This window comes from Kribbella orskensis (genome assembly GCF_004342085.1).
GTDB classification, from domain to species: Bacteria; Actinomycetota; Actinomycetes; order Propionibacteriales; family Kribbellaceae; genus Kribbella; species Kribbella orskensis.
On record NZ_SLWM01000004.1, the window covers coordinates 72,564 to 87,018 of the forward strand.

Annotated in this window: 11 protein-coding genes; 3 read left to right on the forward strand and 8 right to left on the reverse strand. The window is 68.0% G+C overall.

What is annotated here, in order from left to right; all coding sequences use genetic code 11:
• Nucleotides 1-674: 674 nt before the first annotated feature.
• Genes EV644_RS12640 through EV644_RS12660 form a run of 5 tightly spaced genes read right to left on the reverse strand, consistent with a single transcriptional unit; the run spans nt 675 to nt 6,475 of the window.
• On the reverse strand, nt 675-1,634 hold the full coding sequence (locus tag EV644_RS12640; protein WP_132188436.1) for an ABC transporter permease: 960 nt from the start codon (nt 1,632-1,634) through the stop codon (nt 675-677).
• A gap of 4 nt (nt 1,635-1,638) precedes the next feature.
• Nucleotides 1,639-2,598: an ABC transporter permease gene (locus EV644_RS12645; RefSeq protein WP_132188437.1), complete on the reverse strand. Its 960-nt coding sequence runs from the start codon at nt 2,596-2,598 to the stop codon at nt 1,639-1,641.
• On the reverse strand, nt 2,595-3,671 hold the full coding sequence (locus tag EV644_RS12650; protein WP_132188438.1) for an ABC transporter ATP-binding protein: 1,077 nt from the start codon (nt 3,669-3,671) through the stop codon (nt 2,595-2,597). The genes EV644_RS12645 and EV644_RS12650 overlap by 4 nt, the downstream gene beginning before the upstream one ends.
• Entirely contained in the window at nt 3,668-4,687 is a 1,020-nt protein-coding gene (locus EV644_RS12655) for an ABC transporter ATP-binding protein (protein WP_132188439.1), read from the reverse strand. The genes EV644_RS12650 and EV644_RS12655 overlap by 4 nt, the downstream gene beginning before the upstream one ends.
• A gap of 6 nt (nt 4,688-4,693) precedes the next feature.
• Nucleotides 4,694-6,475 (reverse strand): ABC transporter substrate-binding protein, encoded by a 1,782-nt coding sequence (locus tag EV644_RS12660; protein WP_158292808.1) that lies wholly within the window; start codon nt 6,473-6,475, stop codon nt 4,694-4,696.
• 629 nt (nt 6,476-7,104) lie between these two features.
• Here EV644_RS12660 and EV644_RS12665 point away from each other — a divergent pair.
• Nucleotides 7,105-7,830 carry a hypothetical protein gene (locus tag EV644_RS12665; protein ID WP_132188441.1) on the forward strand — a complete coding sequence of 242 codons (726 nt, stop codon included), beginning with the start codon at nt 7,105-7,107 and terminating at the stop codon, nt 7,828-7,830.
• On the opposite strand, the gene EV644_RS12670 is transcribed toward EV644_RS12665, so the two are convergent.
• The 3 genes from EV644_RS12670 to EV644_RS12680 form a co-directional block, all read right to left on the reverse strand.
• Complete coding sequence (locus EV644_RS12670; RefSeq protein ID WP_132188442.1) at nt 7,809-8,453, reverse strand: response regulator transcription factor; 645 nt, start codon at nt 8,451-8,453, stop codon at nt 7,809-7,811. The genes EV644_RS12665 and EV644_RS12670 overlap by 22 nt on opposite strands.
• Nucleotides 8,441-10,318 (reverse strand): sensor histidine kinase, encoded by a 1,878-nt coding sequence (locus EV644_RS12675; RefSeq protein ID WP_132188443.1) that lies wholly within the window; start codon nt 10,316-10,318, stop codon nt 8,441-8,443. The genes EV644_RS12670 and EV644_RS12675 overlap by 13 nt, the downstream gene beginning before the upstream one ends.
• Nucleotides 10,319-11,081: 763 nt before the next feature.
• Nucleotides 11,082-11,840: a helix-turn-helix transcriptional regulator gene (locus EV644_RS12680; RefSeq protein WP_132188444.1), complete on the reverse strand. Its 759-nt coding sequence runs from the start codon at nt 11,838-11,840 to the stop codon at nt 11,082-11,084.
• Between EV644_RS12680 and EV644_RS12685 the strand changes: the two genes are divergently transcribed.
• Both EV644_RS12685 and EV644_RS12690 read left to right on the forward strand, forming a co-directional pair.
• A complete protein-coding gene (locus EV644_RS12685) occupies nt 11,823-12,854 on the forward strand; it encodes a zinc-binding dehydrogenase (RefSeq protein WP_199239779.1) in 1,032 nt (343 codons plus the stop codon). The genes EV644_RS12680 and EV644_RS12685 overlap by 18 nt on opposite strands.
• 162 nt (nt 12,855-13,016) lie before the next feature.
• Nucleotides 13,017-14,189 carry a ScyD/ScyE family protein gene (locus EV644_RS12690; RefSeq protein WP_199239780.1) on the forward strand — a complete coding sequence of 391 codons (1,173 nt, stop codon included), beginning with the start codon at nt 13,017-13,019 and terminating at the stop codon, nt 14,187-14,189.
• Nucleotides 14,190-14,455 lie beyond the last annotated feature (266 nt).

Genomic DNA, 14,455 nt, shown 5'->3' on the forward strand with positions numbered 1-14,455 from the left:
CGGATTGTGAAGCCCTAGGCACACGCCACCATGGTGTACGCATGCGTTGCCCGCAGCGTCACAGCGCCGTGGAGCCGCGACTACTGGGCATCCCGCGATAGTCGGGACATCGACGCCGCACCTCCCCCGTCCTCGCCAAGGCGATGGAGCCGAGACATGCTGGATCCCGGCTCCACCTCCAAGGAAGTGGCCGGCCGCCAGATGTGCCACCGACGAGATCAGGGAGGCTGCATCTGCCAAGCGGCGGTCATCCCTCTCATTCAGTGCACGCCTTCGACATCTACCCGTCAAGACAGCGAATCCGCAGGGTGGTCCGCGCGACGCCATCCACCGCCAGCTTGCCGCGGCAGCACGGTCGGTTGCGGCCCGATGGTTCGCGGCAAACCCGCGACCACCGATCCACCGAAGGACGACGATGACCCCGGCGATCACTGGACGCGAGCGGGCGGTCGCGGTACGGCGTGATGCCTCGGCCGGTTCGAGCACGACGGGCCTGGAGCAAGCCTGTGCCGAACCCGCAGGATGAGGCGATCGACACCCTGGTCGCATGTACGGCGACCTCGCCCGCCAGCGTCCTTCTGATGGGCGGCGAGGCATACGCTCGATACTGTGTCCAGGGCCGCACACACCACGACGAGAGCTGATCAGAAGCGACCCGAGAACTCAGCGAGGATCTAGTGCAGGCGGACGCGTGGGTCGAGGAGGGCGTAGGCGACGTCGACCAGAATGTTGGCGACGACGACCGCGACGGAGGCGAACAGGACGATGCCGATGATGACCGGCAGATCCTGCTGGTTGATCGCGTCGATGGAGGTCTTGCCGAGTCCGGGCAGGCTGAACACGGTTTCGATGACCACGACACCGCCGATGAGCTGCCCGAGGTCGATGCCGAACTGCGTGACGACCGGGGTGAGGGCGCTGCGCAGTCCGTGCCGGATGATCACCCGCCGTTCGGCGATGCCCTTGGAGCGGGCCGTCCGGATGTAGTCCTCCCCGAGTACGTCCAGCATCGAACCGCGGGTCAGCCGGGTGTAAGTTGCCGCGAGCAACAGAGCTAGCGCCAGCCAAGGCAGCACCAGGTGCTGGGCCCACGGCCCGGCTCCGTCCGCCAGGGGCGAGTAGCCGCCCGCCGGGAACCAGCGGAATCCGGCCAGCGTGAGCTTGAAGTAGAAGAAGTACAGCAACAGCAGCCCGAGCAGGAACGAGGGCATCGAGTAGAAGAACAGCGCGAAGACCGTCAGCCCGCGATCGGCGAGTGAGCGCGGGTGGGTGGCCGACAGTACGCCGTTGAAGACACCGAGCGCCATCCACAGTACGGCCGCACCGACTGTCAGCGAGATTGTGATCGGAAGGGCCTGCGCGATGATGTGGGTGACCGCCACCTGGTGGTAGTAGTCGTAGCCGAGGTCGCCCCGGACCGCCTTGCCGAGGAACTGCGCATACTGCTTCCACAGCGGCTGGTCGAGTCCGAGTCGCTGCTCGATCGAGGCGATGGTCTCCGGCGTCGCCTGCCGGCCGGCCAGGGTGCGGCCGACATTGTTCGGGGCAATGAAGAACAGTGCGAACACGCACACCGTGATCAGCCAGAGCACGAGGATTCCGTGGGCGGTCCGGCGGATCAGGAAGCGGAGCATCTCGTCACTTCTTCAGCAGCCGCTCAGTGCGCGGATCGAAGGCGTCCCGGACGCCGTCGCCGAACAGGTTGAAGGCGAGCGTGGTGATCAGCAACGCGGCACCTGGAAAGACGATGAACCACCAGGCAGTCGTGTAGTAGGCCTGCGCCTCGCTGATCATGCCGCCCCAGTCAGGGGTCGGCGGTGCCAATCCGAGACCGAGGAAGGACAGCGTCGCCTGCACGACGATGACGACCGGGATCAGCAGCGTGGTGTAGACGATCACCGGCGCGAGCACATTGGGCAGAATGTCGATGAACATGATCCGGCGGTCACTGGCACCCAATGATCGGGCTGCCTCGACAAACTCCCGCTCGCGCAGGGACAACACCTGGCCGCGCACGATCCGGGCCACCGACGCCCAACTGAAGAAGCCGATCACCAGCACTGTGACGCTCAGGCTCGGACCCGTGACGGAGACCAGCGCGATCGCGGCCAGCAGGAACGGGACCGACAGTACGACGTCGATCAGCCGGGCCAGGACAGTGTCGACGAACCCACCGAGGAACCCGGCGGCGAGTCCGACGACGACACCGATCATCACCGTCAGGGCGGTCGCGGCCACACCGACGAGCAGCGAGATGCGGGCGCCGTACGCGATCCGGACCAGGATGTCCCGGCCGAGATCGTCCGTGCCGAGAACGAACTCGCCGGTCGGGCCCTTCGGCAGCCCATCAGGGGTGAGCCCGGTCTCGCGGTACTGCTCGTTCGGCGGATGGCCAGTGACCGACGCGACCACCGGCGCGAAGATCGCCACCAGGACGATGATCGCGATCACCACCAGCGAGATCATCGCCACCCGGTCCCGGCGCAGCCGCATCCAGGCGAGCACCCACGGACTCCGGCCCTCGATCATCCGGCCGGGCACCGCGGCGACCGTGTCCGGCGTACCGGTCGGGATCTCGGTCTCGTACGGCAAGGTCATGCGAAACCTCCACTCTCAGGGTCGGCAGCGATCACCGTGTCCTCGATCGGTGGCGAGGTGAGCAGCAGGTTCTCTCCCACCTCGAGCGGGAACAGGCACGCGGTCGCATGGTCGGGCGCATCCCCCAGCACGGCGGCCAGCGGTGGCTCGCGTTGGACGCAGTCGTTCCGAGCCTTCCAGCAGCGGGTGTGGAACCGGCAACCGGCCGGCGGCGCCACCGGTGACGGCATGTCACCGGCGAGGATTATCCGCTGCTGACTGTCGGACACGTCGGGATCGGGGACCGGCAGCGCGGACAGTAGCGCGCGAGTGTAAGGATGCCGCGGGGTCGTGAAGAGTTCGGGCGCCGGCGCGGTCTCGACGATCTTGCCGAGGTACATCACCGCGATCCGGTCGCTCACATGCCGTACGACGGACAGATCATGCGAGATGAATACGTAGGTCAGGTCGAACTCGTGCTGCAGATCCGCCAGCAGGTTGATGATCTGGGCCTGAATGGACACGTCCAGGGCGGACACGGGCTCGTCGCAGATCACCAGCTTCGGCCGCAGCGCGAGCGCCCTGGCCACTCCGATTCGTTGCCGTTGACCACCGGAGAACTCGGCCGGGAACCGGTTGTAGTGCTCGGGATTCAGCCCGACCACCTCCATCAGCTCCTGGACCTTCTTCTTCCGCTCCGCCCTCGACGCGGCGCCGTGGATCACGAACGGGTCGCCGATGATCGAACCGACCCGGCGGCGTGGGTTCAGCGAGCCGTACGGATCCTGAAAGATCATCTGGACGTACCGGCGTACCGGCCGCATCGCCCGGCGCGACAACCCGGTGATGTCCTGCCCGTCGAACCACACCGATCCGGACGTCACGTCGTACAGGCGTGCGGCACACCGGGCCAGCGTCGACTTGCCGCAGCCGGTCTCGCCGACCAGCCCAAGCGTCTCACCACGCCGCACCTGCAGATCCACGCCGTCGACGGCGTATACGAATTCGTGCCCGCGGTTGAGCAGTGCGCCGGTCTCGACCGGGAAGTGCTTGTGCACACCGTCCAGCCGCAGCAGTACGTCGGAGGCACTCATGACGCACCGGTGGCCTCGAGCGCTTCGCGTTGCCGGCCACGGGTCGCCTCGTCGGCGCTCAGCCAGCAGGCCGACTGATGGAACGGATCGCGGAACACATCCTCCAGCGGCGGAGTCTCGGCCCGGCAACGGTCAAACGCATAACGGCACCGCGGGGCGAACGGGCACCCGGGCGGGAGGGCGATCAGGCTCGGCGGCGTACCGGTGATCGGCGTCAGCCGCCCCCCCGCGGCCGCCTGCGCCGGGAGCGACAGCAGCAGCCCTTCGGTGTAAGGGTGGTGGTGACGGTAGAAGATCTCGCGTCGCCGGGCCCGCTCCATCGCGGCTCCGGCGTACATCACCACCACGTGGTCGGCCATCTGCGCGACCACCCCGAGGTCGTGCGTGATCAAGATGATCGCCGTACCGAAGCGGTCCTGCAGGCTGCGCATCACCTCCAGGACCTGGGCTTGAACCGTCACGTCGAGCGCGGTGGTCGGCTCGTCGGCGATCAGCAGTTCGGGGTCGAGGGCCATCGCCATCGCGATCATCACCCGCTGCCGCATGCCGCCGGAGAACTGGTGCGGATAGTCGTCGATCCGCTCCGCCGCCCGCGGGATCCCGACCAGCGACAGCAGTTCCGCGGCCCGCCCACGGGCGTCCCGCTTGGAGATCTCCCGGTCGTGCGCCTGGATCATCTCCACGATCTGCCAGCCCACCCGGTAGTACGGGTGCAGGCTGGACAACGGGTCCTGGAAGATCATCCCGATCCGGGCGCCACGGATCCGCCGGAGCGTCGCCGGGTCGGCCGCGAGCAGGTCGATCCCATCGAACGTCGCCTCGCCGGAGATCCGGGCGCCGCGGGTGAGTCCGGTGATGGTCTGAGTGGCCACACTCTTCCCCGACCCGGACTCCCCCACGATCGCCAGCGTCTCGCCCTTGCGTACGTCGAACGACAGTCCCCGGACGGCTTGCACCACACCGTCCGAGGTGTCGAAGGAGACGTACAGATCCCGGACGCTCAAGAGGAGCGGCATCGCTCATCAGCCGCCTTGCTTGTCCTGGCTCAGCCAAACGTTCGTCGGGTCGAAGTTCTGGATCGCCGGGATGTAGATCGCGTTATGCACCTGGGTGGCGCGGTAGTTGGCTTGGATCGGGTTGGTGATCGGGAAGAACGGTGCGTCCTTCATCACCTGCTCGTCGGCCTGGGCCCACAGAGCCGTCGACTCATCGGTGGTCTTCGCTGTGGCCGCCTGCAGGATCAGAGCGTTCGTCGCCGCACTGTCGTACAGGCCGAAGTTGCTGCCGATCGGCGGGAAGGCCCTCGAGCCGGCGAACAGCGGAGCGAAGAACGACAACGCGGCGTTGCCGTACCAGTCGGCACCCCAGCCGGCCAGGGAGAGGTCCCAGACTCCGCGCTGGGCGACGGTCGGCACCTGCAGGTACTTCGTGTAGAAGTCAGCGTTCGGCGATGGTACGCCGACGACCTTGATGCCGATCTTCGACAGGTCCTGCTGGACCGTCTGGAATGTCTTACTGCTGCCCTCGGACGCGTTGCGGTACAGGAACTTCAGCGTCAGCCCGTTCGGGAACCCGGCGGCGGCGAGCATGTCCTTCGCCTTCGTCGCGTCGTACGGGTAGAGGTCGGAGTCCTTGGAACCGAGGATGTCCTGCGGCAGTACGTGCGTCAGCGGCCGGTTGACCTTCGTCCCGCCGAGCACCTGGATGATGTTGGCCCGGTTGATGCCGTACATCAGTGCCTGCCGGAACTCCGGCTTCGCCATCGCCTTGTTGTTGTTCGGCGAGGCGGTGTTGAACACGACGTACGGGTTGGTCGACGCGGTCGGACCGAGATTGAGGTTGGGGTCCTTCGTGTTGATCAGGTTCGGCAGCTGCGACGGCGGCGGGAAGTTGTCGAACTCCATGTCTGCCGTCGGCGTGCCGGTCTGCAGTTGTTGCTGGGTGGAATCCTGGCTGACCGTCTCGTTGATCATGATCTTGTCGACGTACGCCTTGCGGACCGGATCGCTCGACGCCTGCCACGCCGGGTTCCGGGTGAACACGATCGACTTCGTCGGCGCGTAGGACTCGATCTGGTACGGGCCGTCCGACAGCGTGTGCTGGGCGAGCTCGGCGCTGGCCGGAATGTAGGAGTTGAACTCCTTCGGCGCCGGCGAGAACGCGGGCAGCGTCAGCATGTCGACGAAGTAGGTCGCAGGCTGCGTCAGCGTGAACACCACGGTCGTGTCGTCCTGCGCCTTCACCGCCGGCAGATCCGTCCCCTCGATATACCCGCCGATCGCCGCGGCCGTCTTGCCGGCCTTGGCGAAGCCGTCGCAGAACGCCTGGTACCCCTCGAGCAGCGAAGCGAAGTCGGGGATGCCGCCGAACGGCTGGACCGGGTTACAGGTGCGCTTCACGCCCCGGACCACATCGGCCGCGGTGACCTGGCGGGCCGGGTTGGTGTTCCACTGCGCACCCGACCTGATCTTGATCGTGTACGTCTTCCCGTCGGCGCTGACACCGCCGTTCGACGTACTCGGGATCTCGGTTGCCAGATCCGCCACCGGGGCCGTCGTCTTACCGTCCTCGGCCGGGTAGGTGAACAGCTGCCGGCTCCACATCCGCAGACCCAGATAGCCGATCGAGTAGTAGCTGATGTTCGGGTCCATGTAGTCGACGTCGCCCGCACCGAGCATGTTCAGCGTGCCGCCGGTGACGGCCTGGCCTTCAGTCCCCGACGGGGTCTCCGTGCCGCCACCGCAGGCGGCCGCCGCCAGCGTGAACGCGCAGATCGCGGCGATGGTTAGTTTCTGACGAGACATCTCTCCTCCTACTCGCAAAAGCAGGGCGCATCGGCGGGAGGAAGGGCCGGCCGGTGGCTCGGCATATACCTGCTTCGTACGCAGAGCGCAGTACGGCGGCAATGACCGCGACTCAACCGTTACCGCCTCGCCACGCATACGTGACCAGCCCGCGGCGGACCGTAGCCCCTCGGTCACGCCGCGCTGATCCGGTAGCCGCTGATCCGGTTCACAACCAGCTGGACGTACTCCTCGGATGCTTCTCCGGGCGAAGTGGCCCGCATGGAGGGGATGAACCTCGCTGCGCGGTAGGTGGTCGGCCAGGAACTGGTTGTTCGACCAGGGCACCAGGTCATCGCCCTTCCCGGCCACGATCTGGACCGGCGTGGTGATTGTTTGCAGTAGATCACGCGGGTCTGGTTTCCTGCAGGCGCCACGGTTCGTGCCGCCCGTTGTGCATTGTGGCCGGCGGCCCGTTCTCAGGCGGAATCAGTTGCCATCAGCAACCACATCTCAGATCCGCACCGCCCTGGCGCGGGCAGGTACGTGCGTGCTGGCCCGCAGGCGGGTGCCGTGCTGGCGCCGACGCGCCCGGCGGCTCGCTGGTACGACGCTCGAGGGGAGTTCCACCTCGAAACGAAGGAGTCGCCATGACCAGCACCAAAGAGTTCGCTCTGGACGCGCGCGATCCGCTCGTGCGCACCGCGACGACGCGCCGTGTCGGACTCGCCCTCGCGATGTTTCTCGCCCCCTGGCTCATCGTGGGCGCCGAGGTCGGCCACGCGGTTACGACCCTGCACGGGGGTGATGACCTCGAACCGAGCGGCGACCTCGCCCTGACCGGTGAGCACCTCACGTTGGACCGCTGGGCCAGCTTGGCCGCTTTGGCCGGCGCCTTGCTGCTGGTGCCCGCCGTCCTCGGCGTGATGCGACTGGTCCGCGTCCGTGCCGCGCGTCTGGGCCTTGTCGGCGGTGTGCTCACGGCCGCGGCATACGTCTGCTATTTCGCGATGGTGTTCCAGGGCTTCACCACGGCCGCGATGGTCAAGGCCGGCGGCTCGACGAGCCAGAACGTCACGGTGTTGCAGGCGGTCCTGGACGAGCCGTTGACACGCTGGGTCTATCTGCTCTTCGTCCTGGGCAACCTCCTGGGCACGTTCCTGCTCGGCCTGGCCCTGGTACGGGCGCACACCGCGAATCGGCTCGCGGGGTTCGGGCTGATGGCCTGGCCGGTGTTCCACGCCATCAGCTTCCCGTTCTCGGACGTGATCGGGACCGCAGTACAGGCGATCGGCTTCGGACTGGCCGCGATGGCACTGCTCCGACGGCGAGACCCGCGGACGGAGCCGGAGCCCTACGAACTGTTGCGCAGGTAGGCCAGCACTGCCAGGACGCGGCGGTGGTCGTCGTCGGAGTCGTACAGTCCGAGCTTGACGAAGATGTGCCGGACATGGGTTTCCACCGTGCGCTCGGCGGTGTGGAGCCGACGTGCCACTGCCGCGTTCGAGCGGCCCTCCGCGACCAGGCCCAGCACCTCGCGCTCGCGCTCGGTCAGCTGGGCGAAGGCGGGCTCGGGATGCATCGGCGCCAGTAGCGACGCGACCACCTCGGGGTCCAGCGCCGAACCTCCGGCCGCGACCCGGCGGAGGGCGTCGAGGAAGTCGTCGAGGTCGAGGATCCGGTCCTTGAGCAGGTAGCCGAAGGCTCCCGTCGCGACGAGCTCGGTCGACTGGGTCGTCTCGATGTGCTGGGACAGCAGCACCACTGGGAGCCCTGGCCGCATTGTCCGGAGCTCCCGCGCCGCGCGGGCACCGTCATCGCTCATGGTTGGCGGCATCCGGATGTCGGTGACGAGCAGGTCGGGCTCGTGCGCCAGCACCGCCGCCACCACCCCGGGCGCGTCTCCAACACGTGCAACGATCTCGTGGCCGGCCTGGGCGAGCAATAGCGCCAGACCCTCGCGTACGACGGCGGAGTCCTCGCCGATCACGATCCGCACGGCAGCCTCGCCTCCACTCGCGTACCGATGCCAGGGCTGCTCTCCACACCGAGCTCACCCCCGGTCGCCGCCACGCGGTCACGCAGCCCAGCGAGCCCGGACCCGGCGCGCACCGTGGCGCCGCCGCGACCGTCATCGGACACCACCACCCGCACGTCCCCGTTGCGGTGGGTGACGTCGATGACGACCGATCGGGCTTCTGCGTGCTTGAGCGCGTTCGCCAACGCCTCGGCAGCCACGTAGTACGCCGTCGTCGCCACCACGTCCGGTACGGGATCGGAGGTCAGGTGGACCTCTACGGGCACCGGGCTGGTCCGGACCAGCCCGCGGATCGCGGCCGAGAGCCCCTCGTCCAGCCCGCGTGGGCGTACTCCTCCGGCCAGCTGACGGAGCTCGCCCAGGGCTTCCTGCAGGTCCCGTACGGCGGTACCGAGCACCTGTTGCAGTGGATCGGCCGGGTCCGCGCGCTGCTGCGCCAGCCGCAGGAACATCCCGATCGCGACCAGCCGCTGCTGGGCGCCGTCATGGAGGTCGCGCTCGAGCCGGCGACGCTCGGCGTCGCCGGCCTCGACCAGGCGCGCCCGCGAGGCACGCGTCTCGGCCAACGCGTGGCGCAGAGCGATGCGGGAATGCGCCAGCTCCAGTGGCAGGTGCGCTGCTCGCAGCGCCTCCCGGAGCAGCCGGGGGCGCCGCACGGCCAGGTCGTAGCCGACGGAGCCCAGCAGTCTGCCGGCCACGGCGACGTCCAGCGCAGGGTCCTCCGGTCGAGCCGACGGCTCGCCGTCACCAGTACGCCAGGGCGTCGTCGGGTCGAAGGGAAGCCAATACACCACGCGCAGCTCCGGATCGTGCAGCGCCTCACGCAACGCCGACTCGACCTGCTCTGGTCCGGTGCGACCATCTCGCACCTCGTCGAGGAACCGGTCCAGCCGGATCAAGGCGTCACGCCGGCCGCGGTCGAACCGGGCGTCGACGACCACCTGCACCCGGCGCCGCAGCAGTCCGAACGCGGCCGCGCACACCAGCGTCGCCACCGCGGTCGGCAGATCGGAGCCACGTCCCGCCACAACCCCGATCCCCACCGTGACGGCCGCGAACACCGCCACCAGGCCACCGGTCAGCACGATGTAGGCAACCGTGCGGCTGACCAGGGTGTCGACGTCGTACAGGTCGTGCCGCAGGACGGCGATGGCGATGCTGACCGGCATGCTGACGAAGACCAGCAACAGCCCGACCTGGACCACGACCCCGGCGACGTCGGTGAGCAGGTACGCCGCCCAGGTGACGATCAGGACGATCGGCAGCAGCAGGATGCTCAACGCGAACCACTTCAGCTGTCGTCGCACCACGTCTCCTCCTCGGCGGAAGCGCACGACCACGCGGGCCACCGACCCGACCAGCAACGCGAGCAGCAGGACCAGCGAGCCGATGCCGAGCACGCTGGCGACCGAGCGCGGCACCTCCACCGGGGGGCTGCCCGGGATCTGTCCGGCACGGTCGCCATAGTTGTCCGCGTCCAGGGCGACCGCCACGTGGAACGCGACCAGGAAAACGCCCCAGCCCGCCGGGAGCACCCACCAGCCGCGCCCGAGTCGACCGTCCGGGAAGTACGCAGCGAGCAACGCAGGCGGGACGTACAGCCACACCCACCCGGCGACGGAGGCCACCGCGAGGAGGAGGCCGAGGCCGTGCGGTGGCGACCGGCCCGCCACCGATGAGTCGGGCGAGAGGAGGGCCAGCGGGAGCAAGCCGAGCGCTACGAGCAGCGCACCGACGACGCGTGGTCCACGAAGCAACAGCAACAGACCGAGTACGACGCCGGGCGCACCCGCCACGCCAGCCACCGCGACTTGCCAACCCGTCATCGCCACGCCTCGACGTCCAACTCACACCACGACCCCTGACCAGACCGGGACGCCATGCGTTCCCGATCCCATGATCAGGTGCAGACGCCAAGAAAGCATGCGTACTGACACGCACAGCGCAGCCAGCCGGGTAGCACACCTGAGGCGCCGGCCCCTCCGCCCGCTCCCGGCACGGACCTAGGCGCGGTCACGAGCCATCAGCCGAGCTACCGATCGACCCCGGAGCGACGGGGCGATCAGATTCTGGAGGCCCGCAAACGTCCATCCATGCCACAGCCCGGATACAGATCTGCCCAGACGGAGCGGGCCCGGCGTCGCAGGTAGGTCATGTGTGGTCGCTACGCATCAGCATCCTGCCGGGCGAACCTGCTCAACCAGTTCGATATCGACGACGACAAGGCTGACGAGCTGAACGGGGGTGATCGGATACGCGGTGGTCCGTTGGCAGGGCGCGCCGAGGTCTGGGCAGCGTGATGTTCCCAGGGCGCCGCAGTACGTCTAGGTACATGGGTGGGTCCGCGCGTCAGCGGAGGGGGAACTCGAGGGTGGGGGTGTTGTCGTCGGGGGCGGTCGCCTTGACGGCGGTTGTGATTTCGGCTCGTGAGCCGATGCGGTGGCCGGTCGGGTCCAGTTGTTCGGTTTCGACGGTGATCTTGTCGCCGAGGTGGAGGTCTCGAGATCGAGGTTGAGGTGCGTGTCCCTCCTAGGACACAGACAGAGCCGCGGGCCCCAGGGTCAGCGGCCTTTTTGTTGCCTCGGGCAGCTAGGGGTTTCGGTAGCGGCCCGGGGTAGAGCCGACGAGAGCGGTGAAGGCCGCGATGAAGCTGCTGGGGTTGGACCAGCCGCAGGCGTGGGCGATGTGGGTGGTGGTGTGACCGTCGGCCAGCAAGATCAGCGCGTGGTAGATGCGCACCTGGGTGCGCCACTCGTAGTACGTCATGCCGAGCTCGTCGTGGAAGAGGCGGCTGAGGGTGCGGGCGCTTGCGCCGATCAGGTGGCCGAGCTCGGCTAGCGACCGGTTGTCGTCGGGGTGGTCGTAAAGGACCTGCGCGACGGCTCGCAGGCGGTCGTCGTGTGGCTCCGGCAGGTCGAGTGACTGCTCGTGACTTTCCCGCAGCTCGTCGACGAGGACTCTGCGCAGGCGAGCTTCGGCGTCGCTGTGGTGGCTGCGATCACCGGTGAGCGCAAGGATCACCTCGCGGGCGAGATCCGAGACCGCGAACACGACTGGGTGGTCGGATACGCGACGGGCCATGGCCGTGGAGAGGAAGACTATCCGCATGTCGGTCGTGCTGTGGGCCTGGTGGTAGTGCGTGAAGCCGGCCGGAGTCCAGGCGGCGCGGTTGGCCGGGACGATCGACGTACCGCGCTCCGTGTGGACGGAAAGTACGCCGCGGGCGGCGTACACCAGGTGACCACGGGAGTGCGACTGGGGCGCGCTGGCTCCGCCGGACCGCCAGAGATGCACACCACCGGACGGCAGCAATCGTGACGTCTCAGGGACTTGGCGGGCAACGGGCATGAAATGGCATCTTACCGGTGTTCAGCCAAGCTAGCTGTCGGCGAGAGTGACCGCATGATGATGCGAGCAGTGGTGTGCGTACGCTCGGGTGGTCCCGAGGTGCTGGAGATTCGCAAGGTCCCGGTCCCAGCCGTTCGGGAAGGCTGGAGCCTGGTGCAGATCAAGGGCGCGGGGCTGAACCGCTCCGAGCTGAGAACCCGCCAAGGACACTCCCCCAGCGTCAGCTTCCCGCGCGTGCTGGGCATCGAGTGCGTCGGGATCGTGGCCGCCTCGACCGATTCACGGTTGCCGGAAGGCACGACAGTCGCGGCCGTGATGGGTGAGATGGGTCGCGATTTCGACGGTGGCTACGCGGAGTTCGCCGTACTGCCGAACGCACTCCTGATGCCGATCACCACGGCGCTGCCCTGGGAGGTCTTCGCCGCGCTTCCCGAGGCCTACCTGACCGCACAGGGGTCACTGGACGCGCTCGGTGTGGCTTCGGGTGACCGCTTGCTCATCCGCGGTGGCACCTCGTCCGTCGGAATGGCTGCCGCGACCATCGCGTCGGCCGCCGGCATCGAGACCGCCGCCACCACGCGCAGCCAAAACAAGCTCGCCACTCTGCAGAGCCGGCACGCGTTCCTCGACGACGGCCGATTGACCGCCGACGTCCACGCACTCTGGCCCACCGGGCCGGACCACATCCTCGACCTGGTCGGTACCTGTACGGCGCTCGACTCGCTTCGCCTTGTTCGTCACGGCGGCAGTGTCTGCATCTCCGGCTCGCTCAGCGGCTGGCTCATCCCTGACTTCGAGCCCATCGCGATGATCCCTTCCGGCACCAAGCTCACCTCGTTCCACAGCAACGACGCCATGGGCAACACCGCAGCGCTGCAACGCGTCGTGAACCAGGTCGAGTCCGGCGCGTACCAGCCCACCATCGACCGCATCTTCCCTCTCGACGATCTGTCGGCCGCCCACCAATTTCTGGAGAGCAACCAGGCCACCGGCAAGGTCATCATGGTCACCTAGCCGACCCCGGCCACAAAAGGCAACTGACTGTGCGGGCGGCGGGTCGTCAGCGCAGGCTGGTTGCGCGGCACAGCCCGTGCGCGGCGCCTCTCTGCCGGTAGCCGGAGGCAACGTCGGTGCCGGCCGTTTGATGTCTCGTCAGAGCCCGAAGCTGATGGGGCGATGCGAACTATGGACGGCTGGGACGGTCGTGAGCAGACTCGGGAGAAGGGGGTGCACTACCAGGGAGGGCACATGTTCCGGCGCACGATGATCATCGGCATAGCACTGAGCACCGGGTTGAGTCTCGCCGTCCTGCCGGCTACGCCGGCAGTCAGCCAGGACTCACCGTGGCAGGTGGTCGCATCGGGGCTCGACAGCCCTCGCGGCCTGGCGTTCGGCCCGAACGGCACCCTGTACGTCGCCGAAGCGGGCGTGGGCGGCACCAGCCCATGCCTCCCACACCCCCTCGGACAGATCTGCTACGGCGCCACCGGCGCGGTCACAGAGGTGAAGCGAGGCCATCAGAATCGGGTCCTCACCGGACTCCCGTCATTCGCCTTGCAGGGGACGCCCGAGGTCTTCGGACCGTCTGACGTGGCACCGAATGGAAGCGGCAACCTGTACGTGACGCTGGGCCTCGGCGCCGACCCGGCCCTCCGCACGGCACTGCCTCCGGAGGGGCAGACGGCCGCGACTCTGGTCCGTGCCAAGCCGTCGAAGGGGACGTTCCGGCTGGTGGCCGACATCGGCGGGTTCGAGCTGTCGGACAATCCGGACGGCGGACTCCCCGACAGCAACCCGCAGGGTCTGCTCTCCACGGCCGGAGGCCAGGTGGTCGCGGACGCCGGCGGCAACTCCCTCCTGGGTGTGCGCCAACCCGGACGCATCTCAACCCTCGCGGTGTTCCCACCGCGACCGGTGCCCAGCCCGTTCGGTGGCCCAGACATCCCGATGCAGGCCGTGCCGACGACAGTGACCCGCGGTCCGGACGGCGCGCTGTACGTCGGTCAGCTAACCGGGTTCCCCTTCCCGGTCGGCGGCGCGAACGTCTACCGGGTCGAGCCGGGCGGACAACCCGAGGTGGTCGCCAGCGGGTTCACGAACATCATCGACATCGCATTCGGCCCCGACCACTCGCTCTACGTGCTCGAGATCGCCCACAACGGCCTGCTGTCGGGTGATACGACGGGTGCGCTGATCCGCGTGGACGCGAACGGCTCGCGCACGGTCATCGCCAGCGAAGGTCTCATGATGCCGACAGGGTTGGCGCTCCGGGACGGCAAGGCATACGTGTCGAACTGCGGCGTCTGCGCCGACATCGGCGAGGTCATCGCGATCCCACTGCCCGGCTAGGCAAGCCGGTAACGCTAACTCCCGTAACTGTGTGCTAGGACGGGGTCTCATCCTGCGCCCGGTGCCGCTCCCCCATGCCCGCTGTCAGAGCAGGGCTGGCACGCCACGTCACATTTCGACGGGCTGCGTCGTCGTACCAGTGAGATCAAACACCAGCCCGGCACCGTGGCGTGCGGCAGCACCCTCGGAGGAGGTGAATCCGATGCACCAGGTCCTGGTTCGGCCAAGGCCGATCCGAACGATCAGGCGCAGGCGCCCGAGAGCCC

What these genes read in the sequence shown, in the direction of transcription:
- EV644_RS12690 (WP_199239780.1), top strand. Translation starts at nt 13,017, where the DNA reads ATGCGAACTATGGACGGCTGGGACGGTCGTGAGCAGACTCGGGAGAAG.
- EV644_RS12645 (WP_132188437.1), bottom strand. Translation starts at nt 2,598, where the DNA reads ATGACCTTGCCGTACGAGACCGAGATCCCGACCGGTACGCCGGACACG.
- EV644_RS12655 (WP_132188439.1), bottom strand. Translation starts at nt 4,687, where the DNA reads ATGCCGCTCCTCTTGAGCGTCCGGGATCTGTACGTCTCCTTCGACACC.
- EV644_RS12675 (WP_132188443.1), bottom strand. Translation starts at nt 10,318, where the DNA reads ATGACGGGTTGGCAAGTCGCGGTGGCTGGCGTGGCGGGTGCGCCCGGC.
- EV644_RS12660 (WP_158292808.1), bottom strand. Translation starts at nt 6,475, where the DNA reads ATGTCTCGTCAGAAACTAACCATCGCCGCGATCTGCGCGTTCACGCTG.
- EV644_RS12650 (WP_132188438.1), bottom strand. Translation starts at nt 3,671, where the DNA reads ATGAGTGCCTCCGACGTACTGCTGCGGCTGGACGGTGTGCACAAGCAC.
- EV644_RS12640 (WP_132188436.1), bottom strand. Translation starts at nt 1,634, where the DNA reads ATGCTCCGCTTCCTGATCCGCCGGACCGCCCACGGAATCCTCGTGCTC.
- EV644_RS12665 (WP_132188441.1), top strand. Translation starts at nt 7,105, where the DNA reads ATGACCAGCACCAAAGAGTTCGCTCTGGACGCGCGCGATCCGCTCGTG.
- EV644_RS12680 (WP_132188444.1), bottom strand. Translation starts at nt 11,840, where the DNA reads ATGCCCGTTGCCCGCCAAGTCCCTGAGACGTCACGATTGCTGCCGTCC.